23 protein-coding genes are annotated in these 23,173 nt (G+C 58.1%); 19 read left to right on the top strand and 4 right to left on the bottom strand.

The window, feature by feature from the left end:
• Positions 1-31: 31 nt before the first annotated feature.
• The 4 genes from LZG00_06795 to LZG00_06780 all read left to right on the top strand — a co-directional run bounded on the left by LZG00_06795 (position 32) and on the right by LZG00_06780 (position 2,305).
• Entirely contained in the window at positions 32-610 is a 579-nt protein-coding gene (locus tag LZG00_06795; protein MCF3593703.1) for a L,D-transpeptidase, read from the top strand.
• A gap of 119 nt (positions 611-729) precedes the next feature.
• Positions 730-1,428, top strand: coding sequence for a CoA transferase subunit A (locus LZG00_06790; protein MCF3593702.1), 699 nt, complete (start codon positions 730-732; stop codon positions 1,426-1,428).
• Positions 1,429-1,441: 13 nt separating this feature from the next.
• The gene (locus LZG00_06785) at positions 1,442-1,675 is read left to right on the top strand and encodes a hypothetical protein (protein MCF3593701.1); all 234 of its coding nucleotides are present in this window, start codon (positions 1,442-1,444) and stop codon (positions 1,673-1,675) included.
• Between the two features lie 3 nt (positions 1,676-1,678).
• Complete coding sequence (locus LZG00_06780; protein MCF3593700.1) at positions 1,679-2,305, top strand: CoA transferase subunit B; 627 nt, start codon at positions 1,679-1,681, stop codon at positions 2,303-2,305.
• Between the two features lie 82 nt (positions 2,306-2,387).
• Here LZG00_06780 and LZG00_06775 read toward each other — a convergent pair whose 3' ends face one another.
• Positions 2,388-3,260 (bottom strand): lytic transglycosylase domain-containing protein, encoded by an 873-nt coding sequence (locus LZG00_06775; protein ID MCF3593699.1) that lies wholly within the window; start codon positions 3,258-3,260, stop codon positions 2,388-2,390.
• A gap of 372 nt (positions 3,261-3,632) precedes the next feature.
• On the opposite strand from LZG00_06775, the gene LZG00_06770 reads away from it, so the two are divergent.
• The 15 genes from LZG00_06770 to pdeM all read left to right on the top strand — a co-directional run bounded on the left by LZG00_06770 (position 3,633) and on the right by pdeM (position 19,675).
• Positions 3,633-3,812, top strand: a complete 180-nt coding sequence (locus LZG00_06770) for a hypothetical protein (protein ID MCF3593698.1) — start codon at positions 3,633-3,635, stop codon at positions 3,810-3,812.
• Positions 3,813-3,979: 167 nt separating this feature from the next.
• Entirely contained in the window at positions 3,980-4,156 is a 177-nt protein-coding gene (locus tag LZG00_06765) for a hypothetical protein (GenBank protein MCF3593697.1), read from the top strand.
• Between the two features lie 274 nt (positions 4,157-4,430).
• Positions 4,431-5,288: a Flp pilus assembly protein CpaB gene (gene cpaB, locus LZG00_06760; GenBank protein MCF3593696.1), complete on the top strand. Its 858-nt coding sequence runs from the start codon at positions 4,431-4,433 to the stop codon at positions 5,286-5,288.
• A gap of 218 nt (positions 5,289-5,506) precedes the next feature.
• A complete protein-coding gene (locus LZG00_06755) occupies positions 5,507-6,934 on the top strand; it encodes a type II and III secretion system protein family protein (protein ID MCF3593695.1) in 1,428 nt (475 codons plus the stop codon).
• Between the two features lie 23 nt (positions 6,935-6,957).
• Positions 6,958-7,599 (top strand): OmpA family protein, encoded by a 642-nt coding sequence (locus tag LZG00_06750; protein MCF3593694.1) that lies wholly within the window; start codon positions 6,958-6,960, stop codon positions 7,597-7,599.
• Between the two features lie 340 nt (positions 7,600-7,939).
• Entirely contained in the window at positions 7,940-9,187 is a 1,248-nt protein-coding gene (locus LZG00_06745; GenBank protein MCF3593693.1) for an AAA family ATPase, read from the top strand.
• A 30-nt stretch (positions 9,188-9,217) separates the two neighbouring features.
• Positions 9,218-10,672 (top strand): CpaF family protein, encoded by a 1,455-nt coding sequence (locus LZG00_06740; protein ID MCF3593692.1) that lies wholly within the window; start codon positions 9,218-9,220, stop codon positions 10,670-10,672.
• A gap of 5 nt (positions 10,673-10,677) precedes the next feature.
• Positions 10,678-11,646: a type II secretion system F family protein gene (locus LZG00_06735; GenBank protein MCF3593691.1), complete on the top strand. Its 969-nt coding sequence runs from the start codon at positions 10,678-10,680 to the stop codon at positions 11,644-11,646.
• Between the two features lie 16 nt (positions 11,647-11,662).
• Positions 11,663-12,634, top strand: coding sequence for a type II secretion system F family protein (locus tag LZG00_06730; protein ID MCF3593690.1), 972 nt, complete (start codon positions 11,663-11,665; stop codon positions 12,632-12,634).
• A gap of 124 nt (positions 12,635-12,758) precedes the next feature.
• Positions 12,759-13,313, top strand: a complete 555-nt coding sequence (locus LZG00_06725) for a tetratricopeptide repeat protein (protein MCF3593689.1) — start codon at positions 12,759-12,761, stop codon at positions 13,311-13,313.
• 37 nt (positions 13,314-13,350) lie between these two features.
• Positions 13,351-14,208, top strand: a complete 858-nt coding sequence (locus LZG00_06720) for a hypothetical protein (GenBank protein ID MCF3593688.1) — start codon at positions 13,351-13,353, stop codon at positions 14,206-14,208.
• A gap of 13 nt (positions 14,209-14,221) precedes the next feature.
• Positions 14,222-14,716, top strand: a complete 495-nt coding sequence (locus LZG00_06715; protein MCF3593687.1) for a prepilin peptidase — start codon at positions 14,222-14,224, stop codon at positions 14,714-14,716.
• Between the two features lie 262 nt (positions 14,717-14,978).
• Positions 14,979-16,286, top strand: a complete 1,308-nt coding sequence (locus LZG00_06710; protein ID MCF3593686.1) for an ATPase — start codon at positions 14,979-14,981, stop codon at positions 16,284-16,286.
• A 238-nt stretch (positions 16,287-16,524) separates the two neighbouring features.
• Positions 16,525-18,939 carry a ligase-associated DNA damage response DEXH box helicase gene (locus tag LZG00_06705; protein ID MCF3593685.1) on the top strand — a complete coding sequence of 805 codons (2,415 nt, stop codon included), beginning with the start codon at positions 16,525-16,527 and terminating at the stop codon, positions 18,937-18,939.
• A 73-nt stretch (positions 18,940-19,012) separates the two neighbouring features.
• Positions 19,013-19,675 (top strand): ligase-associated DNA damage response endonuclease PdeM, encoded by a 663-nt coding sequence (gene pdeM / locus LZG00_06700; GenBank protein MCF3593684.1) that lies wholly within the window; start codon positions 19,013-19,015, stop codon positions 19,673-19,675.
• Between the two features lie 57 nt (positions 19,676-19,732).
• On the opposite strand, the gene folD is transcribed toward pdeM, so the two are convergent.
• The 3 genes from folD to LZG00_06685 all read right to left on the bottom strand — a co-directional run bounded on the left by folD (position 19,733) and on the right by LZG00_06685 (position 23,164).
• Positions 19,733-20,635: a bifunctional methylenetetrahydrofolate dehydrogenase/methenyltetrahydrofolate cyclohydrolase FolD gene (gene folD, locus LZG00_06695; GenBank protein MCF3593683.1), complete on the bottom strand. Its 903-nt coding sequence runs from the start codon at positions 20,633-20,635 to the stop codon at positions 19,733-19,735.
• Positions 20,636-20,713: 78 nt separating this feature from the next.
• A complete protein-coding gene (locus LZG00_06690) occupies positions 20,714-22,390 on the bottom strand; it encodes a formate--tetrahydrofolate ligase (protein ID MCF3593682.1) in 1,677 nt (558 codons plus the stop codon).
• 171 nt (positions 22,391-22,561) lie between these two features.
• The gene (locus LZG00_06685; protein ID MCF3593681.1) at positions 22,562-23,164 is read right to left on the bottom strand and encodes an MOSC domain-containing protein; all 603 of its coding nucleotides are present in this window, start codon (positions 23,162-23,164) and stop codon (positions 22,562-22,564) included.
• Positions 23,165-23,173: the final 9 nt, after the last annotated feature.

Raw genomic sequence — 23,173 nt, 5'->3', positions numbered from 1 at the left:
CCTGCGTCAAAAGTCGATCAGGAGTAGATTTATGGCAAACTGGAGCACAACACGGCGCGGATTCATCTATGGGGCGGGCGCCACAACCCTTCTCCCCACTCTGGCACACGCGCAAATCGTGACTGCCGATGATGAAGAAGTTGCGGAAGTCACCCGCCGCAACGCATCCTCCTTCCGCGCGCAGGACTGGAACGACCACTTTGAGACCCTCGGAGAGGCTGCAATTCTCTGCGATACCGTTTCGCGCGCCCTGCATTATTGGTCAAAGGATGGCGACTATCGCCTCTATCCCACGTCCGTGCCGCGCACGGATGAGCTGACCAAGCGCGGCTATACCAAAATCGTGCGTAAGAAAGTCGGCCCAAGCTGGACCCCGACCGCATCGATGAGAGAGCGTTTCCCCGATTGGAAACCGATGGGCCCCGGCCCGGACAACCCGCTCGGCAGCCATGCGATGTATCTCGACTGGCCCGCCTATATCATCCACGGCACCCATGACACGCGCAAGATCGGGCGCAAGTCGTCAGACGGTTGCATCGGTCTCTATAATGAGAAGATCGAAGAACTTTTTGCGATCACACCGATTGGCACGCAAGTCCGCGTCATCTGACCTTATCAGGCTTCACCGTATCAAAGGCCGCAGGTATTCATGCCTGCGGCCTGCTCAATTGTTGACTCCGCATCGCGGTGGCGTCACATACGAGCGCGAAGACCGGATAGGAGCTTTCCATGAAAAAAGTGTATTCATCTGCGGCAGCGGCGCTCGATGGCGTGTTGCGGGACGGAATGTTGATCGCCGCAGGCGGGTTTGGCCTGTGCGGCATCCCTGAACTTCTGCTTGAAGCGATCAAGCAGAACGGCGCCAAAGACCTGACTTTTGCGTCCAACAACGCGGGCGTTGATGATTTCGGCATCGGCATCCTGTTGCAGACCAAACAGGTCAAAAAGATGATCTCATCCTATGTTGGTGAAAACGCCGAATTCATGCGTCAGTACCTCTCGGGCGAGCTTGAGCTTGAATTCAACCCCCAAGGCACGCTGGCCGAACGTATGCGCGCTGGCGGCGCGGGCATTCCCGGATTTTACACCAAGACTGGTGTCGGAACCGTGATTGCCGAGGGCAAAGAGCACAAGGATTTCGACGGCGAAACCTATATCCTCGAAAAAGGCATCTTTGCCGACCTCGCCATCGTCAAAGCCTGGAAAGCCGACACCACCGGCAATGCGATTTTCCGCAAGACCGCGCGCAACTTCAATCCGCCCGCCGCGATGTGTGGTAAGGTCTGCATCATGGAAGTCGAAGAAATCGTCCAACCCGGCGAACTTGACCCCGACAACATTCACCTGCCCGGCATCTATGTGCACCGTCTGATCCAGGGCGAGCACGAGAAACGGATCGAGCAGCGCACCACCCGGCCTGCGGCCTGAGCAGGAGACACCGATGGACCGCGAAGACGCCCTGAGACGCCGTGCCGACCTGATCGAGGAACGCACCGCTGATTATGTGCATCGCGCCAAGCGCATGGTGCTGGATGCTTTCGGCATCGAATCCACACAAGACCAATCGCTGCTCGTGGTGCAACTTGCCACAGCCATGATCCAGCTCGAAGCGGCGGAGCTCAATGCCGCCTCTCTGCGCCGGATCGCCAAGAACATCGACGAAAAAGGAGGCTGAAACATGCCCTGGGACCGCAATCAAATGGCCGCGCGTGCCGCGCAAGAACTCGAAGACGGCATGTATGTGAACCTCGGCATCGGTATTCCGACGCTGGTATCAAACTATATCCCCGACGGCATGACCGTAACCTTGCAATCGGAAAACGGCATGCTCGGCATGGGCCCCTTCCCGGTTGAGGGCGATGAAGACGCCGATCTGATCAATGCCGGCAAACAAACCATCACCGAACTGCCCACCACCTCGTATTTCGACAGCGCCCAGAGCTTCGGCATGATCCGCGGCGGCAAGATCGCCATGGCGATCCTTGGTGCAATGGAAGTGGCCGAAAACGGCGATCTGGCCAACTGGATGATCCCCGGCAAGCTGGTCAAGGGCATGGGGGGTGCCATGGATCTTGTGGCCGGTGTCGGCCGCGTTATCGTGGTGATGGATCACACCAGCAAGCATGGTGAAAGCAAAGTGCTCAAGGAATGCACTCTGCCGCTCACCGGCAAGGGCGTGGTCGATATGATAATCTCCGACCTTGGCGTGCTTGAAGTTGGTGAAAATGGCCTCAGCATCGTTGAACTGGCGCCGGGCGTGACCCGCGAAGACATGATCGCTGCGACCAAGGCCACGATCGTCTGATCACGGCTCATCTCTATGCAAGCAAAGGCCCTGGCAAATCGCTCAGGGCCTTTCTTTTTGTCCTTCCCATAAACCCGCGCGCTCAATCACCCTGCGCGAGCTTCACATTAAAGACACAGCCATCACTCACCAGCATCGGCTGGGTCAGACACAAGCCGCGCGCCGTATGGAACGCCGCGAGAACCTTGGGCACATAATCGCGGGTTTCCGCAAAGGGTGGCACGCCGCCATGGCTGCGCACCGCACCTTCCCCGGCATTATAACCCGCCAGAACCAGAATCGGGTCTCTGTCAAATTCCTTCATCAGATAATCGAGAAACGCGACACCGCCCTTGATGTTATCACTGGGCAGGTTGACATCCGTCACGCCAAACCGCGCCGCTGTGGCGGGCATCAGCTGCATCAGCCCCTGCGCCCCCGCAGTTGAAACCGCATCCGTCTTGCCGCTGGATTCGACCGCAATCACCGCCAGCACCAGCGCCGGGGAAACCTCTGTCCCGATGGTAGCGCGCAAAATATCGGCCCCGCGCAGCCGCGCTATATCCTGCAAGCCCTGCAAGCGGGGCGACAACACACCCCTCTGCCCGCCTGGCGGATTGGCAATCCGGTTCAGCGCCAACTCAAGCCGCCCCGGCCCGCTCTGATCAAGTGTGGGCGAGATGATGTCCCAGAACCAGGCATATTGCCCCGGGCGATCCTTGGGCGTCGGCTTGGCCGAATCAGGGTCGGAACCGGGTTCTGTATCAACGCCCGGTTCCGCTTTGCGTGCCAGATTGGGATTCTGCCGCGCCATATCTTCGGGCGTGACGTAAACGGTGATGCGTTTCGTGGCCGTCCCCTTCTTGGGGGGGCCGACTTTCTTGAATGTAAAATCCTGAAAGGGCTTGGGCGCATCTGCCAATCCCGGTGCCGCCCCGATCAGGGCTGCTGCCATTGCTACAATAATCCGCCGCATGTTTGCGATCTGCCCTGCCTCGGGTTTTCATTAAGGTGATTTATCGCAGAAATCCGCTTTCCAAACCAGCGAGACAGGCAAAATCCTCGGAAATGCTGCCACATTTACCACTCCTTAACCTATGAAAAGCCCCGATAACTCGGGTAAATCAATATTTTTAAAGGTTTTTCTAGTTTGTTATCAAATAGTTAAAGGAAACCGCCTCTATGCCGCGAAAATATACATGAATCGCTAAAATCGCGCCCAATTCCTGCCCGAATTCGCTGGCTATATATGTTCATACCAAGACGGCGACGGGCCAAAGAGAGAGAAACGGTCCATCGAGTTGCTGCCAAGGTGTTTATGCAAACTGATCCTTTGGAGGGACACACCATGATGAACTTTATCAAAAACTTCCGCAATGACGAAGACGGCGCCGTAACAGTTGACTGGGTCGTTCTGACCGCAGCCGTTGTTGGCCTCGCAGTTGCCGCAATCACCACGATTGCCGACACCACCGAGACCATCGTGGACAACACTGCCACGCACATGGGCACTGGCCCGACCGAATAATAGGCTAGGTTTCAGCATCAGCTGATACCAGGATATCAGTGGCCGCACCCCGGACGGTGCGGCCACTCGACACCAAAGAGAAACCAATTGTTTCCCGTTTTTATCAGAACCTTTTTCATGCGGGATTTCAGTTACATTCGCAAACACGCTGCGCCAGGGAGACCGACATGAAGAATGTGTTCCAACGCTTTCTACCCGACGATTCCGGTGCGGTTACTGTTGACTGGGTTGTTCTCACGGCTTCTGTCATCATGCTCGCGGCCAGCAGCTTTTACCTGATTGTGGAAGCAAGAGACGACGTCAACGCCACCACGGTGAGCAAACTCGAAAGCGTCACCTTCTGAGCCAGGCATCTTGCACTTCGTATCTGGCCGGTTTTTTGAAGGGTCACAAAAAATCTCATTCGTCCGTCTGCAAAGACGGACCTTTGGCATTTGTGCCAACTCACTCGCTGCCGCATCCACCCCTGCCCCGCAGGACCAAAAATCACAAACGCTCCCAAGGATCTCCCCCTTTTCGACATATTCACATGTCAGGAAGATCGGTGAGCAGTCGCGATGACATCGTCGCGCGCCCCGGAAACCATCCGGGGTCAACAGATCAGAGAAAGGGAGCACCATGCGAGCTGTATTCGGACTTGTCCTGATCGTCGGCCTTGGTCTGGCCGGTTTTGCCGTCTATATGATCAAAAATCAGTTTTCCACCTATGAGGCAAAAGTGGCGCGTCTAGAAGCGGCCAATGGCGGAATGATTGATACCGTCGAGATTTTTGTTGCAAGCAAACCCATGAAATATGGCGACATACTTTCCAAGGAAAACGTGCGCAAGGTCAAATGGCCGACGCGGCTTCAGCCCGAGGGTGTGTTCTATACCGCCGAACAGCTGTTTCCGGTGCCCGGTGAAGACCGCGTGATGCTGCGGGCGATCGAAACCAACGAAGCGATCACCGCAGTGAAAGTGACCAACCCAGGCGAAATCGCCGGAATCACCGCCCTGCTCGAGCGCGGCATGCGTGCCTTTGCCATCAAGGTCGATGTGTCTTCCGGCGTCTCGGGCTTCCTGCGCCCTGGTCACAAGGTCGATGTCTACTGGACCGGCGAGGTCATGAGCCAGAACGGCAATTCACGCGGCGAGATCACCAAGTTGATCGAGACCGGAGTGCAGATCGTGGCAATCGACCAATCGGCAAATGTCGACAGCCCCAATGCCACCATTGCGCGCACCGTGACAGTCTCGGTCAAGCCGCATCAGGTTGCCGGGCTGGCCCAGGCACAGACCACTGGTCGCCTTTCCCTCTCGCTCCAGGGGTCCGAAGATGACACCGTTGCCGAGGATATCGAGATTGACCAAAACACCCTTCTGGGCATCGCACAGGCCGAGGCTCCTGCCCCCGCGCCCGAGCAAAAAGAGATCTGCACGATCCGTACTCGCCGTGGTGCCGACGTGGTGGAAATCCCGATTCCCTGCACGAACTGAGCGGATAACCGCTCGTTTAATCAATAAGATAGCGCAAGGGGGGCATGATGCCCCCCTTCCTGCATCCAGACGTCAAGACGCATTCTGTTGCGGGTTATCCACATAAACAGACAGACAGAAGCCATTGATTCTTGCAAAAAAACCTAAAATGACGCATGGTCTTTGAAAATATGGGCATCAAGACCCACAACGAGGCGTGATCGGAGAGGCAGGTCACAATGAAAAAGAGCAGATTTCTAACTGCGGCCCTACTGGGGCTGACGATCGGACTGGCACATGTGCCAGAGGTTGGCACTGCCGACACTCTGCGCGTTGTCAAACGCGGTGCATCCTCCTCCCTCAACGTGCCGATGAATCGCGCCGTTGTCGTGGAAAGCGATGTACCTTTTGCAGAGCTTTCGATCGCCAATCCTTCGATTGCAGACATCTCATCGCTAAGCGACCGCAGCATCTATGTGCTGGGCAAGTCGCCCGGTATGACCACGCTGACTCTGCTGGACGCAAATGGCCAGCTGATCACCAACGTGGATGTACGTGTCGCACCGGATATTTCCGAATTCAAGGAACGCCTGAGGCAAATTCTGCCCGGCGAACAGGTCGAAGTGCGCACCGCCAACGATGGCATCGTGCTCTCGGGTACCATTTCCTCGACGCAAAAACTGCAACGCGCGCTTGATCTCGCAGAACGCTACGCCCCCGAACGGGTGTCGAACCTGATGAGCGTGGGCGGCGTGCAACAAGTGATGCTGAAGGTGCGCTTTGCCGAGATGCAGCGTTCCGTATCGAAATCACTTTCCACATCGCTGGCCCTGAACGGCAATATGTTCGGCGGTGGTCTGGGCGTGAACGGCGGCACCAACACCAATAACAACTCGGGCGCCGTTGCCACCTCTCTGGGCGGCGCGATCCCAAGCATATCCGAAAACAACGGCGCGATGGTCTTCGGCTTCAACGCCGGTGCCGTCGAAGTCGGCGTATTGCTGGAAGCTCTTGAAAGCAAAGGCGTTGTTCGCACTCTGGCCGAACCGAACCTGACCGCCCTTTCGGGTCAGGAAGCGAATTTTCTGGCTGGTGGCGAATATCCGATCCCGATCAGCCAGGATAACGGCGCGGTCAGCGTCGAATTCAAACCCTTTGGTATCGAGCTGAAGTTCACACCAAGGGTTGTCGATGGTGATTTGATCAACCTCGAGCTGAGGGCGGCGGTATCGTCGCTCGATCCGACCAACTCGGCCACCTATAACAACTTTCAGATCAGCGCCTTCAAGCGCCGCGAAACATCGACGACAGTGGAAATGCGCGACGGCGAAAGCTTTGCCATCGCCGGCCTCTTGCAGGATGACTTCCAAGACCTGAACGGCCAGGTGCCGTGGCTCGGCGACGTACCGGTTCTGGGCGCTCTTTTCCGCTCGGCAAGCTATCAGCGGTCGCAATCCGAGTTGGTGATCATCATTACCGCACATCTCGTCACACCGACACGCGGCGAAGCTCTGGCCCTGCCCACCGATCGGGTGCGCCCACCTTCTGAGAAAGATCTCTTCCTGAATGGCAAGGTTTCCCGTAACAGCAACCGCCCAACCCGCGGTGCAGCCGGAGAAGTTGCCAAACAGGACTTCACCGGCTCTTATGGCTATGTAATGGATTGATGCGAATGCGGGGGCACAAGCACATGTTGAAACTGATTGCACCAATCAGCCTGGTTGCGCTGACCGCCTGCGCGGCGGACACCCCCGGCGGACAATCCTTCTTCCGGGAAGCCGGGGCAAACATCGACGATGGCTACTTCGGTAACGCCACGATGAACAACACGCAAATCATGTCAGGCGAACGCAGTTATGTTTACAGCCTGGCCAGCCGATTTGCTCAGGAAGTCCCATCTACGGTCAATTTCGCCTTTGATTCAGCGATGTTGGACGCTGGGTCTCGCGATACCCTTCGCCAACAGGCGATTTGGATCCGTCAGTTCCCCGAGGTCCGGTTCCGGGTCTATGGCCATGCCGATGCGCCTGGTTCGAACGCCTATAACAAGCGTCTGGGCCTACGTCGCGCCAATGCGGTCGTCGCATACCTCACAAGCCAGGGAATCAGCCGCTCACGACTCGAGGCAGTGGCTTCTTTCGGCGAAACCCAACCGATCATCGCCACCGAGGGGCGCGATCGTCGCAATCGGCGCACCGTGACCGAAGTTTCGGGCTTCGTGCGCAACCATCCCAGCGTCCTGGACGGCAAATATGCCGCCATCATCTATCGCGAATATGTCGCCAGCGCGGTTCCCCCCTCGACGATACCTACGGCACTGGCAAAGCAATAAGACAGCGGGGCGCTTTCGGGCGCCCCAAGTTTTTGCAGATCCTGTTTTCTGGTCCCTCTCGACAATATGATTCAATTATGTCCGAGCCGGACACCGCCTCGCGCCCCTGCCCTGCTGGCCTCTGGCGATGAATTTCGCGGCGCATATGCCACCTCACCGTCGCAAGATTCCGCATAATTTCGGCTTTTTAGCCCTAATGTTGCCCCAGTTTCGCGTGAGATTAGCTTCAATGGAATAAATGTGCTCGCGACAAGCGGCCACCGGGTCCGGGCTTGTTGCGACACCATTTCTCCCGTCGCACAGGCCGCCTTTGCGGCCCGTATCAAAAAGGACTGAGGCAATGACCAGTAAAGAGCTTCTGCAGGGGGATCTAAGCCCGCTTCAAGCCTGCACGATCAGCCGGGATGTGCAGAATTTCGACCTGTTGATCGAAGACATGGAGACAGCTCTGGGCGAAAACTGGGGTGATCTTGGATTTGCCGAAGCGAAAGCCTTTTTCGGCCAACCCGAAGCGGAATCCCTGGTCTTTGTCGCCATCGCGATTGACGAAAGCGACGAAGAAAAGCTCGTCATGCTGGGAGAGATCATCGAGGCGGCCAAAGACAAGGGCATCAAGGTGATCCTGATCGCCGAAGATGTGAGCCCGGCAGCGCTGCACCAGTTGTTGCGACACGGGGCGGATGAATTCATCCCCTACCCGCTGCCTGAAAACGAATTGGCGGCGGCAATCGAGCGTCTGAATACACCCGAAGCCCCCGCGCCCGTTGCTGCGGCTCCCGCCGGACCGTCCAAAAGCTCGGGTCCGGGCAAGCACGATGGTGTGATCATCGCCGTACACGGCCTTGCCGGTGGTACCGGTGCGACCACGCTGGCGGTGAATCTGGCCTGGGAGCTGGCCACGATCACCAAGACCGACCCGCCACGCGTCTGCCTGCTTGATCTCGACCTGCAATTCGGGGCGGTCTCGACCTATCTCGACCTGCCCCGCCGTGAAGCGGTCTATGAAATGCTCACCAATACCGACACCATGGATAGCGACGTGTTCAAACAGGCGCTTGTGGTTTTCGAAGAAAAGCTGAGCGTTCTGACGGCACCGACCGAAATGCTGCCGCTTGATTTGATCACCTCCGAAGATGTGACCGCGATCATCGACATGGCCAAAAGCCATTTCGACTATGTGATCGTCGACATGCCGTCGACTCTGGTTCAGTGGAGCGAAGTAATTCTGAACGCGGCGCATGTCTATTTCGCCACGCTCGAACTCGACATGCGTTCGGCCCAGAACACCCTGCGGCTCAAACGTGCGTTGCAGGCCGAGGAACTGCCTTTTGAAAAAATGCGCTATGTGCTGAACCGTGCGCCGAAATTCACCGATCTGAATGGCAAATCGCGGGTCAAACGGCTGAGCGAAAGCCTAGATATCTCGGTCGAGCTGCAATTGCCCGATGGCGGCAAGCCCGTCACCCAGGCTGCGGATCACGGATTGCCGCTGGCCAGTTCAGCGGCAAAGAATCCGCTGCGCCGCGAGATCGCAAAACTGGCCCAGAGCTTGCACGAGATTGGTCGCAACGAGGCCGAAGCGGCCTGAGACCCGACCCGAAACAAAGGATAGAGCCAAATGTTTTCGCGCTACAAGAAAAACGACGGACAGGCCAAACCCGCAAAACGGGGCGGAAATGTCACCCAGTTGCAGCAGGCCAAGGCGCCCGAGCCGACACCGGATTCGGTGGTCTCGCTGCGCCGCCCCTCGCCGAAACAACCCGCGCGCGCCGCGAATGAAGACAAGGAACAAAAGCGCAAGGAGCGTATGGGTGAGCTGAAGCTCGAACTGCACCGCGAGCTCTTGGAAAACCTCAACCTGGCCGCGCTCGACACCGCAAGCGAGGCGGATCTGCGCGCCGAGATCAACGAGATCACCACCGAGGTTCTCAACCAGAAGGCCATGGTGCTGAACCGCGAGGACCGCAATCAGCTCAACAAGGAACTCTACGACGAAGTCAAAGGGCTCGGGCCGCTTGAAACCCTGCTGGCCGACGATTCAGTCAACGATATTCTGGTCAACGGCCCCAAGCAAATCTTTGTCGAACGTGACGGCAAACTCCAACTGAGCGACATCACCTTCAAAGATGAAAAGCACCTGATGCGGATCATCGACAAGATCGTCTCGGCCGTGGGTCGGCGCGTTGATGAATCAAACCCCTATGTCGATGCGCGCTTGCAAGACGGCTCGCGTTTCAACGCAATGGTGCCGCCGGTTGCGGTGGATGGCTCGCTGGTCTCGATCCGGAAATTCAAGAAAGACAAGCTCGGAATCGACGATCTGATCAATTTCGGCGCCTTTTCCGAGGAAATGGCCGCCTACCTCCAGGCCGCCGTGGCCTGCCGTCTCAACGTCATCGTCTCGGGCGGGACAGGCTCGGGTAAAACGACAACCCTCAACGCTCTTTCGTCCTTCATCGCTGACGACGAACGCATCCTGACGATCGAAGACACGGCGGAACTTCAACTCCAGCAGACCCATGTCGGTCGAATGGAAAGCCGCCCACCCAACGTCGAAGGCAAAGGCGAGGTCAGCCCGCGCGACTGTCTGAAAAACGCCCTTCGGATGCGCCCTGATCGCATCATCGTCGGCGAAACGCGTGGCGAAGAAGTCATCGACATGCTTCAGGCCATGAACACCGGCCACGATGGTTCGATGACCACGATTCACGCCAACAACGCGCGCGACGGCATCAGCCGTCTGGAAAACATGATCGCCATGGCCGGGATGGAAATGCCGCTCAAGGCGGTGCGCTCACAGATTTCCTCGGCTGTGAACCTCATCGTGCAGGCGTCGCGCCTTCAGGATGGCTCGCGTCGGATGACATCAATTACCGAAATTACCGGCATGGAAGGCGATGTGATCTCGATGCAGGAAATTTTCCGCTTTCAGCGCGTCGGCCTGACACCAGACAACAAGATCATCGGCCACTACACAGCCACAGGCGTGCGTTCGCACTTCTCCGAACGCTTCCGCCTTTGGGGTTATGATTTGCCGCCCGCAATCTTTGAACCCACCATGGCAGCGGAGTAAAGCTCATGTCCATCAGTGCAGAACCACTTATCTATGGCTTGATCTTCATCGGCGTGCTTGTGCTGGTCGAAGGTCTCTATCTCACGGTTTTCGGCAAGTCGATTTCGCTCAACAGCCGGGTCAACCGTCGGCTGGAGATGCTGGAAAAAGGCACCAACCGCGAAGAAGTGATGGAAAAACTCCGCAAGGAGATGCACCAGCACATGAAATCGCGGAAAATTCCGCTCTATTCCCTGCTCGCCGACAAGGCTCAGAAGGCCGCGATTGCCTTCTCACCGGCACAACTCATGATGATCATGGTCGGTCTTTCGGGCCTGGCCTTTATCGGGCTGACCGTGGGCACCGAAACCGCCGTGGAAATCCGCGCGGTGATCGCTGTGGCAATGGGGGTTGGCGGCGTCTATTTCTGGGTCAGCGGCAAAGCCAAGAAACGCCTTGCGATGATCGAGGAACAGCTTCCCGATGCGGTTGAATTGATGGTGCGCAGCCTGCGCGTCGGGCACCCCTTCTCTTCGGCGATTCAAATCGTCTCGAAAGAGGTGAAAGACCCGCTGGCCTCTGAATTCGGCATCATCGCCGACGAAAGCGCCTATGGTCGCGACATGGGCGAAGCGCTCAAGGACATGGCCGAACGCATTGGCCTTCAGGATTTGCGTTTCCTCGCGGTTGCCGTGACGATTCAGCAGCAATCAGGTGGTAACCTGGCCGAGATTCTGGCCGGCCTCGCCGCCGTGATCCGCGCCCGCTTCCGCCTGTTCCGGCGCGTCAAGGCTATCACCGCCGAGGCGCAATGGTCGGGCAAGTTCCTGTCGGGCTTCCCGGTTATTGCCCTGATCGCAATCATGCTCCTGGACCCGCACTATTACGACGACGTCATGGAACACCCCTGGTTCATACCGGCATGTCTCTTTGTTGGCGGTTTCCTGGCACTCAACCTCATCGTGATGCGCTGGCTCACGAACATCAAAGTCTGAGCGGAGGGCACGCACAATGGACGCACTCTACAAATTCCTGACCGACATGCTCGGTCCGATGGGACCACTGATCGCGGTCGGCTTTCTGGGCGTGGTGATGATCCTGCTCACCCTGCCGCTCTTCCTGACAAAACAGGAAGACCCGCTGGACAAGCTCAAGAAGAGCAACAACGCGCATAAATCATCCCAGGATGTGAAAGAAAAGCTGCGCGCGAAACAGCGTAACGACAAGCTGGAAAAATACGCCACCTTCCTCGAACCACAAAGCGAAGAAGAACTGGCTGGCATCAAGCTCAAGCTGATGCAGGCGGGGTATCGTGACCGCGATGCCGTGCGCTATTACCACTTCTCCCAATTCGCGCTCGGTATCGGTTTTCTGATCGTCGGGGTGATCTATTTCATCCTGGTCAAATCGGGCACCGATGTCACGACGCAGCAGACGTTGATGTATATTCTCGGCCCCGGTGCTGCGGGTTACATGCTCCCGAAGTATTGGGTCAACAAACGCCAGGCTTCACGTCAGGAAGAAATCACCAACGGTTTCCCCGACTCCCTCGACATGATGCTGGTTTGCGTCGAAGCGGGGCAGTCGATGGATCAGGCGATCATCAAGGTGGCGAGCGAAATCCGCGCGTCCTACCCCTCGCTTGCCGACGAATTCGAAATGGTCGCGCATGAGATCAAGGCCGGCAAGGACAAACCTTCAGTGCTCAACGACATGTCAGAACGCTGTGGCGTGCAGGATGTGTCAAGCTTTGTGACCGTGTTGAACCAGTCGCAATCCTTCGGCACGCCGATCTCCGACGCGCTGCGCGTCTACGCTGGCGAAATGCGCGACAAGCGGGTGATGCGGGCCGAAGAAGCTGCCAACAAGCTGCCAACCAAGATGACGCTGGCAACGATGATGTTGACGGTTCCGCCGTTGCTGATCATCCTTGTCGGCCCATCGGTTCATGGCATTTCCCAGCTCGGTGCCATCGGCAACTGATGCAAACGAGTAGCGGTCCGGCGTGAAAAATCCGCCGGACCGACCTAATTTCTCGTGTATTTTGCGATTTTCCCGTATGGCTCACTCAACACAACGATAAAAAAACAACCTATCGAGCCAAGCAATGCCACGGGCGGTATTTTCTCTATTTTCATTTGCGCTGTTAGTTGCGTGTTCCGCGCCATTGGGCCCGGCACAAGACAGCCCGTTTGCGCCCGGTGCAAAAAACAATGCGGCCGCTGTGGATGGTCTGGTCGTCGGGCATCGCCTGATGGATGCGGGCGAACATGAACTGGCCTTGCAGGCCTATACCCGCGCCGCCGCCGAACATGGTTTGACTGTCGATGTGATTTCGGCACTCGGCAGCGCCAATCTCGGGCTCGGCCGACTTGGGCAGGCGGAAAAGCTCTTGCGCCGCGCGATCAAGACCGATCCATCCATTCCCGAAAACTGGAACAATCTCGGCGTTGTGCTGATGGAACAGCGCAATTTTTCCGAGGCCGAACAGGTGTTTCGCCGCGCCTATGCGCTCGACAATGGCGAAAGTGACTCAATTCGCGATAATTTGCGCTTGGCACTCGCAAAAATCGAAACTCCTGCGTATGATGATGATCAAGAGCAAGACTATAAATTGGTACGGCGGGGAAGCAGCGACTTCCTGATACGTCAGATACCATAAGAAAAATGAGGCTGAGGCAGTAAAAGGACGCAGGCAAATGCGCCATCTCAAGATATTAACCCTGTGCCTGTCGGGTGCGGTTTTTCTGACCGCATGTGACAAATCGGCGAACGGGAACGTTGACCGCGCCTTGCAGAACGTGAACGTCGTGGACGAGAGTAATCTCAACGACATCATGCTCACCGTGGCTGACCCCAACGAAGCAGTCGTTTATTTTCAGCGTGCCAGCAGCGATCAGCCCGAGCGCGCCGATCTTCAGCGCGGCTTGGCACAATCCCTGATCCGCGCCAAACGCGCGACCGAAGGCGTTGTGGCCTATGAAAAGCTGACGAAAATGAAAGACGCCACCGAGGATGACCGGGTTGATCTGGCCGACGCCCAGATCCGCGCCGGAGACTGGAAGGGCGCCGAGGCGACACTCAACAAGGTGCCGCCCACCCATGAAACCTTCAAACGCTACCGCCTGGAAGCCATGGTCGCGGACTCCAACAAGGAATGGAAGAAGGCCGACAGCTTCTATGAAATCGCCGTCGGGCTGACGACCCGCCCCGCCGGTGTGATGAACAACTGGGGCTATTCCAAGCTCACGCGCGGCGACTTCACCGAAGCCGAGCGGTTGTTCGGCGATGCGGTCAAGAACGACAAGACGCTGTTTACCGCCAAGAACAACATGGTTCTCGCCCGTGGCGCTCAGCGCAACTATAACCTGCCGGTCATCACGATGACCCAGTCAGAGCGCGCACAGCTTTTGCACACGCTCGGGCTCTCTGCGATCAAGCAGGGCGATGTCGAAATCGGCAAGGGCCTGCTGCGCGAAGCCATCGACACCCACCCGCAGCATTTCGAAGCCGCCGTGCGCTCGCTGCGCGCGCTGGAATCGAACGTAGCCAACTGATCCGGGTAGGCCGATGGAGATCACCCAGCTTTCGGCGATGTGGTTTGCACCTTTCGTCTGGCCGATTTGCGCTTGGGCGGCGTGGTCCGACATGGCCACCATGCGCATTCCCAACAAATCGGTGATGGCGCTCGCGCTGGTCTTTGTCGTGCTGGGGCTTTTTCTGATGCCTTTGCCTGACTATGCGTGGCGTCTCTCGCATCTGGTGATTGTTCTGCTTATCGGTATCATCATGAACGCGGCGGGCATGATCGGTGCCGGAGACGCCAAATTCGCCGCCGCCGCCGCGCCCTTCATTGCTGGCGGCGACATCCGGTTGATCCTGCCTCTCTTTGCCGCCAACTTGCTGGCTGCCTTCGTGACCCACCGTCTGGCCCGCCACAGCCCCTTGCGTCAACTGGCGCCCGGATGGGAAAGCTGGAACCGCGGCTGGGATTTCCCGATGGGTCTTGCCCTTGGTGGCACTTTGGCCACCTACATCGGATTGGGCCTCTATTACGGATCATAGTGGCCGCGAAAGCTGGGCGCGCGGCCCAAACCGGCGCCATCGCCACAGTTGCGCCGCGAACTTTCCTTGGGTCCGTCCTTAATCTGGCCCCTAATTCCATCAATTCTGCACTTTCTGGGGCCAATATGCCCAGTGAACGGAATTTGTTTGGGCGTGACGCGCATTCACGGTAAACTGCCGTGCATAAGCGCAAAATGCGCACCCGAGCAGCCAGGCGCAAACCATCGCGCCGAAACCCCGAGTTAAGAACAGGCGTATTGCGATGAACATGCAGCCCAATGCCGTTATGGCCCCGCCGCCGCCGCGCACGATCGAAGAGATGAATCTTCCCGTCATCATGATGCGCGACATCCTGCTGAAAACCGTCTTTCGCAAGAACGTGAGCGAGGTCACAGAGATGGCCAAGGCCATCTGCCTGCCCCGACAGGTGACCCAGGAACTGGTCGATATCGGCCGCGAACAGCGCCTGTTCGAGGCCACCGGCACGCTCAATGCCAGCGCAGGTGGCGAAATGGGCTATCAGCTCACCGATGCCGGCAAGGCGCGCGCGCTCGATGCTCTCGCCCAATCCGAATATTTCGGTGCCATGCCTGTGCCGCTTGATGTGTATCGCGAACAGATCAAGCGCCAATCAATCCGCAATATCCAGATCACTCGCGAACAACTGGTCGGCGCGATGGGCCATCTGGTGCTGCCGGGCGAACTGCTCGACCATCTTGGCCCGGCTGTCGGGGCTGGCCGCTCGATCCTGATGTATGGCCCGCCGGGTAACGGTAAATCCTCGATCTCCAACGGCATCCGCGATGCCATGGGCGACAAGATCTATGTGCCGCGCGCCATCGAATATTCCGGGCAGGTGATTACGGTCTATGACCCCATCGTGCATTCCGCCGCCGAGCAGGAAACCGACGATCCCAATTCCCTGCGCCGCCGCACCACCTTCGACACGCGCTATGTGCGCTGCGACCGCCCCACCGTCATCACCGGCGGCGAACTGACCCTCGACATGCTCGATCTGGTCTACAACCCGACCGCGCGCACCTATCAGGCCCCGCTTCAGCTGAAATCGACCGGCGGCATCTTCATCGTCGATGACTTGGGCCGCCAACAGGAACCGCCCCAGGCGCTGGTCAACCGCTGGATTGTGCCGCTGGAAGAAAACAAGGACATCCTGGCGCTGCAATCAGGCGAGAAATTCGAGGTGCCGTTCGACACACTTGTCATCTTCTCGACCAACTTCCACCCGAACGAGATTTTTGACCAAGCGGCCCTGCGCCGGATCTTCTTCAAGATCAAGATCGACGGTCCCAATCAGGAAGACTTCCTCAAGATCTTCGCCATGGTGGCGCGCAAGCGCGGCATAGAACTTGACGAAGCCGCGTTGATTCACCTGCTCAAGGTGAAATACCCGACCATCAAGAACGTTTATGCCAACTACCAGCCGATCTTCCTGATCGATCAGATGATCGCGGTTTGCGATTTTGAGGGTATACCCTACAAAATGTCGCCCGAACTGATTGATCGCGCATGGGCCAACATGTTTGTCAAAAACGAAAAGATCGTGAAATAACTTACCCGATCAATGCAGACGACGGCCCGTCGTCTGCACATTGAGTCCCGGCGAGATGCTTGCGCTGCACAATTCAACCGGCCGAACACCGCATTAACTTAATTTCTGTTAACAAAACCCCCGCTCCCCGGCAGCCGCGTGACAGCCGGGAGTCAGACACGAGTCACCCCCCCGATTCGACGCATTCCGTGCCATTAACCCTCTCGCACGATGGGCCAAGCTTCTCTAAAGATAGGGGATGCACCCCCTGCCCGCCCCCATCGCGAAATGGTTTGCCGCCCGCGGATGGTCGCCCCATCCGCATCAGCTTGAAATGCTCGCCCGCTCTGGCGATCCAGCGCAGCTTCTGATCGCGCCCACCGGCGGCGGCAAGACCCTCGCGGGCTTCCTTCCCAGCCTTGCCGAATTGGGCGATGCCCCCGCTAAGGGCTTGCATACGCTCTATATTTCCCCGCTAAAGGCGCTCGCATCAGACATCAAACGCAACCTGCACGCGCCCGTCGAAGAGATGCAACTTCCGATCCGCATTGACGATCGCACCGGCGATACCACCGCCACCCGCAAGAAGGCCCAGCGCGCCGACCCTCCTCATATTCTGCTGACCACCCCCGAAAGCCTCGCGCTGCTGATCTCTTACCCGGATGCAGCCCATATTTTCGCGGGATTACAACGGGTTATCGTCGATGAAATCCACGCCCTGGCCGAGTCCAAACGTGGCGATCAACTGATGCTCGCCCTGTCGCGCTTACAGGTCCTCGCACCCGGCCTGCGTCGCGTCGGCCTCTCGGCCACGGTCGATGATCCCGGCGCCATCGCCACCTTCCTCGCGCGCCACCCTGATCCCTGTCCGATCCTTATGGCCGACCCCGGTCCGCCCCCCCAGATCGCCATGCTCGATACCCAAGAGGCGCCTCCTTGGTCGGGTGGTGGCGCGGCTTATGCCATCCCCGCGATATTAGAGCAGGTAAAGGCGCATCGCACCACGCTGATCTTTCACAACACGCGCGCACAGGCGGAAATTTTCTTTCATAATCTGTGGCTTGCCAATGATGATGCACTGCCCATCGGAATCCATCACGGCTCTCTCGACCGCGCCCAGCGAGAGAAAGTCGAGGCAGCCATGGTGCGCGGAGAATTGCGCGCCATCGTCTGCACCGGAAGCCTTGATCTCGGGCTCGATTGGGGCGATGTCGATCTCGTCGTGCAGGTCGGCGCGCCCAAGAATGTCAAACGTCTGGTCCAACGCATCGGACGCGCAAATCACCGCTACAACGCCCCCTCCAAGGCGCTCTTGGTGCCCGCCAACCGCTTCGAGGTGGTCGAATGCCGCGCCGCGCTCGAAGCAGCGCGTGAAAACGACCTTGATGGCGACCCGCGCGGCCCCGGCCCGCTCGACGTTTTGTGCCAACATATCCTGATCGTTGCCTGCAACGGGCCGTTTACCTCTGATCAACTCTTTTCGGAAATCCTCACAGCCGGCCCATACGCCGCGCTGACCCGCCCCGATTTCGACGCCTGCCTCGATTTCGTCGCCACCGGCGGTTATGCCTTTCGCGCCTATGATCGCTGGCAGCGTCTGATCGCGCGTGACGAAACATGGCAGCTGCGCGATCCCCGCGCGGCGGCCCGCATACGCATGAACATCGGCACCATTCAGGATGCCGATTTGTTGAAGGTTCGCCTGCGCGGACGCGGCCCCGCCCTGGGCGAGGTCGAAGAGGCCTTTGCCGCGTCTCTGACGTCGGGCGACACCTTCTTGATGGGCGGTAAAATCGTTCGATATGAAGGGCTTAGAGAAATGACCGTCGAGGTCTCGCACGACAAGGGGCGCGCGCCCAAGGTCGCGGTTTTCTCGGGCACAAAGTTCTCCACATCCACCCAGTTATCCCAGCGCATTCTGCGAATGTTCGCCCAAGACGACTGGCCGGACCTACCCGTTCACACCCGTGATTGGCTGCACCTGCAACGCCGCGTTTCCCGTCTTCCCTCGCCCGACCGACTGTTGGTCGAAAGCTTCCCCCACGACGGGCGCGAACACATCTGCATCTATGGTTTCGCCGGTCGCAATGCCCAGCAAACACTGGGGATTCTGCTTACCAAACGTATGGAGGACACGGGGCTTGCCCCGCTCGGTTTCGTCGCCACCGACTATGCAACGCTGATCTGGGGGCTCGATCCGGTATTTGACGCTGCGCCGCTTTTCGACATCACGGCCCTGCGCGACGGCCTCGATGGCTGGCTGGCGGGCAACGCCGTGATGAAGCGCACATTTCGCGGCGTCGCAACCATCGCAGGGCTGATCGAGCGCAATCTCCCGGGCCAACGCAAGACCGGACGGCAGGCGACTTTTTCCTCCGATATTCTCTATGACACCTTGCTGAAATACGACCCCGATCACGTACTGATGGCAATCACCCGGATCGAGGCAATGCGTGGGTTGGTTGATTTTGCCCGGATCGAAAAACTGGCCGCTCGCGTGCAGGACCACACCGATACCCTACGTCTCGACCGCGTCACACCGCTGGCCGCTCCTCTTTTCCTTGAGATCGGCAAGGTGCCCGTCAAAGGTGCAGCCGAAGAACGATTGCTCAGGGAAGAAACCGAACGCCTGATGCAAGCGGCGGGGCTGGCCCGAGGGACAGACAAGCAATAAATCGACGCTTGCACATCTGGCCGAAACCGGATTACCGCTTGCAATACAAGACCATACGCCGCAAACCAAACACATGAACGGTTATCGATTTACCCTGTCAGGCGTCAATCTCGAAGCGCGCGGCTCGGGCGCTCTTTATTGGGAAGCCCGCAAGCTGCTTTGCGTGTCCGACCTTCATTTGGGCAAAGCCGAGCGCATTGCGCGGCGCGGGGGGGCCTCCCTGCCTCCTTATGAAACTCACGACACGCTCTCGCGCCTCGATGCCGAGTTGGCTGCAACGCGCGCTGAAACCGTTGTGTGTCTTGGCGATACCTTCGACGATCGCGAAGCGGTTTCCTCTCTATCAGAACAAGAACAGCTATGGATCGCACGGTTACAGGCCGGACGCCGCTGGGTCTGGATCGCGGGCAATCACGACCCCGGGCCGCTCGATATCGGCGGCACACATCTGGCCGAACTGCCGTTGCATCCCCTGTTGTTTCGCCACATTGCGCAAGACACGCAATCGGGTGAAATTTCCGGCCATTACCACCCAAAGGCACGGCTGAGCACGAAAGGCGGCAGCATCACGCGCCCCTGTTTCCTGATAGACGACGACCGGGTCATCCTGCCAGCGTTTGGCACCTACACGGGCGGGTTGCACGCCCATGACGCGGTGCTCTCGAACCTGATGCGCGAAGAGGCGCTGGCAGTGCTGACGGGCCCCTTTCCGGCTCCCATTCCCATGCCGCGTTAGCCGCTCGCGCAACATTCAAACGATTGGGAAGACAGAATAATCACGCAAGGGCCAGCGTCAGGCGGTCAGCCCTTCTGGCTCGCTCAGCCCATTCGCGCGGCAACAGGCCGTGACCGTATTGGCCAGCAAGCAAGCGATGGTCATCGGCCCGACACCCCCAGGCACCGGCGTGATCGCTCCGGCCACTTTTGCACAGCTTTCAAACTCGCAATCCCCCACAAGGCGGGTTTTGCCTTCGCCCTTTTCCGGCGCATCGACGCGATTAATACCCACGTCGATCACGGTGGCGCCCGGCTTGATCCAGTCCCCCGGTACCATCTCGGGGCGCCCTACGGCGGCCACAACAATATCGGCACGGCGCACAACATCAGGCAGGTCTTTGGTGCGCGAATGAGCAATCGTCACAGTGCAACTATCACCCAGCAGAAGTTGTGCCATCGGCTTGCCAACAATGTTTGAGCGCCCAATGACAACGGCATCAAGCCCTGAAAGCGAGCCATGATGTTCACGCAGCATCATCAGGCACCCCAACGGCGTGCAAGGCACCATGGATTTCTGTCCGGTCGCCAACAGGCCGACATTGGAGATGTGAAAACCATCGACATCCTTTTCCGGTGCAACTGAATTGATCACCAGCGCTTCGTCGAGATGCCCCGGAAGCGGAAGCTGCACCAGAATACCATGAACCGCCGGATCAGCGTTCAACTTGTTGATCAACGCCAGCAGATCTTCCTCAGAGGTGTCGGCGTCAAGCTTGTGTTCATAGGAATTCATACCAACTTCAACGGTTTGCTTCCCCTTTGAGCGGACATAAACTTGGCTCGCCGGATCTTCTCCGACCAAAACAACCGCCAGCCCTGGCGTGATCGCGTGATCCTGCTTCAACCGGGCGACATGCCCCGCCACTTTCTCGCGCACGGTGGCCGCAAAAGCTTTGCCGTCAATGATCTGAGCCGTCATTCGTTTTCCTTTCCAGAAAGGTGCGTTGCACCCACCTTACATGCCGCCCGGCGGGCGGGTGTCAACCCACTTGGAAGTTCAAAACAGGCCTTCGATTTCGCCATTGTCGTTCAGACCAATTTCGAGAGCGGCAGGTTTGCGCGGCAAGCCCGGCATCGTCATGATCTCACCGCAGATGACAACGACAAACCCGGCACCCGCACTGAGCCGCACTTCGCGAACCGGAACGCTGTGCCCTATGGGCGCGCCGCGCAAGTTGGGATCGGTCGAAAAGCTGTATTGGGTTTTCGCCATGCAGACCGGTAAGTGACCGTATCCATCTTCTTCCCATTGGCGCAGCTGATCACGGATTTTCTTGTCGGCAAGAACCTCGTCTGCGCGATAGATGCGCTTGGCTATGGTCTCGATTTTCTCGAACAGGCTCATTTCATCACGGTAGAGCGGCGCAAATTGCGACACCCCGGCATCGGCAATCTCGGCCACGCGGGTGGCAAGTTCCTGCGTGCCTTCACTCCCCAATTCCCAATGACGGCAGAGGATCGCTTCTGAACCCTGCGCAACGACATAATCCTTCACCGCCTGCACTTCCGCTTCGGTGTCGCTCACAAAATGGTTAATCGCCACCACCACCGGAACACCAAACGCCTTGAGGTTGCCGATGTGACGCCCAAGGTTTGCGCAACCATCCTTCACGGCCTGAACGCTTTCGGCGCCAAGATCGGCTTTGGCAACACCGCCGTTCATCTTCATCGCCCGAACAGTCGCCACCAACACAACGCAATCAGGCGCCAGACCGGCCTTGCGACATTTGATGTTCATGAACTTCTCGGCCCCCAGATCGGCACCAAAACCGGCCTCAGTGACCACATAATCGGCCGTCTTGAGTGCCGTGGTCGTCGCGATAACCGAGTTACAGCCATGCGCGATATTGGCAAATGGGCCACCATGCACAAAGGCAGGGTTGTTTTCCAGCGTCTGCACCAGATTGGGTTGCATCGCATCTTTCAAAAGCACAGTCATCGCGCCATCGGCGCCAATATCCCGGCAATAGATCGCTTTGCGCTCGCGGGTATAGGCCACAATGATGTTGCCCAACCGGCGTTGCAAATCCTGCAAACTGGTTGCGAGGCAAAGAATGGCCATCACTTCGGACGCCACGGTGATATCAAACCCGGTCTGACGGGCAAACCCATTGGCCACCCCCCCAAGCGAGACGACAATATCGCGCAGCGCCCGGTCGTTCATGTCCATGACACGGCGCCAGGTGATGCGCCGTTCATCGATCTCCAACTCATTACCCCAATAGATGTGATTGTCGATCATCGCCGTCAGCAGATTGTGGGCCGACGTAATCGCATGAAAATCGCCGGTGAAATGCAGGTTCATCTCTTCCATCGGCACGACCTGCGCGTATCCACCACCAGCGGCTCCGCCCTTCATACCAAAACAGGGCCCAAGCGAGGCCTCGCGGATGCAGATTGCAGCCTTCTTGCCGATCCGGTTAAGCCCGTCACCAAGACCCACGGTCGTGGTGGTCTTGCCTTCGCCCGCAGGCGTCGGATTGATCGCCGTAACCAGGATCAGCTTGCCGTTCTTGTTGCCCTGAACGCTGTTGATGAACTCTTGGCTGACCTTGGCCTTGTCATGGCCATAGGGCAGCAGATGTTCGGAATCGATGCCCAGCTTGGCACCAATTTCCTGAATCGGCCGCTTCTTGGCCTCACGGGCGATTTCGATGTCGGATTTGTAGCTCATGGGGCGCACCTTCTCCTGCTAGCGAGGATTAACTGTTACACACCGCTATATCGTTGGAACATGCCTTCGGCGCGTTTCGAATCCGACATATTCGGCCTCGGTTGCGGCGGCGGTGCAGTCGCAGTTTACAATTGGAAACATCAAGTCACGAAGATCACGTTTTCCCGCGATTCAAAGCCCACGCGCCGCAGCAAGATGCGGCCAGACAGGTTGGTCCGGAACATGCAAACGCAGCCGATCCCCCAACGCGATACTCCCCTGACGCTCAACCCATGCGGTGACACCGCGCAGGCCCTTTCCGGCGGCCTTGAACCGCTTGCCAAATCCGGGATGCGCTGCGTCAATAACCTTGGCAGGCAATTGGCAGGGTCGGTTCTCCATATCAACTACCAGCGTTGCACCTGACGGGGCCTGTAGCCGCGCACTGGGGGGCAAATACGTCAAATCAGGCAGTCCTGAAATCACCATTGACGCGCCCAACCACGCCGGATCAAGCAACCCTTCAAGCTCCATAGTCGCAGCAATCTGGGCCAGTTCCTCATTCGAGAGGATAGAAAGCTGTCGCGTGTTGCCGATCTCGGTGCCGCGCGGATGCTGATCCAATACCCGCAAACAGGACGCGCGCGACATACCGCCATGCGCTTCGCCGACAATCCCTCCCCAATCAAGCTCGGCTTTCTTCAACGGTTTCGAAGACAGCGCCGCCTGCCTGTCAGGGACACAGCCGAGCCAAGTAACCTCGCCGTAAAAATCAGTTGCTTTCAAGGCCGGCATCGCGTGCTC

Source organism: Rhodobacteraceae bacterium LMO-JJ12, from assembly GCA_021555075.1.
Lineage (GTDB): Bacteria > Pseudomonadota > Alphaproteobacteria > Rhodobacterales > Rhodobacteraceae > JAKGBX01.
Note: the sequence above shows the minus strand (reverse complement) of the source record. Positions and strands in the feature narration are given on the sequence as shown.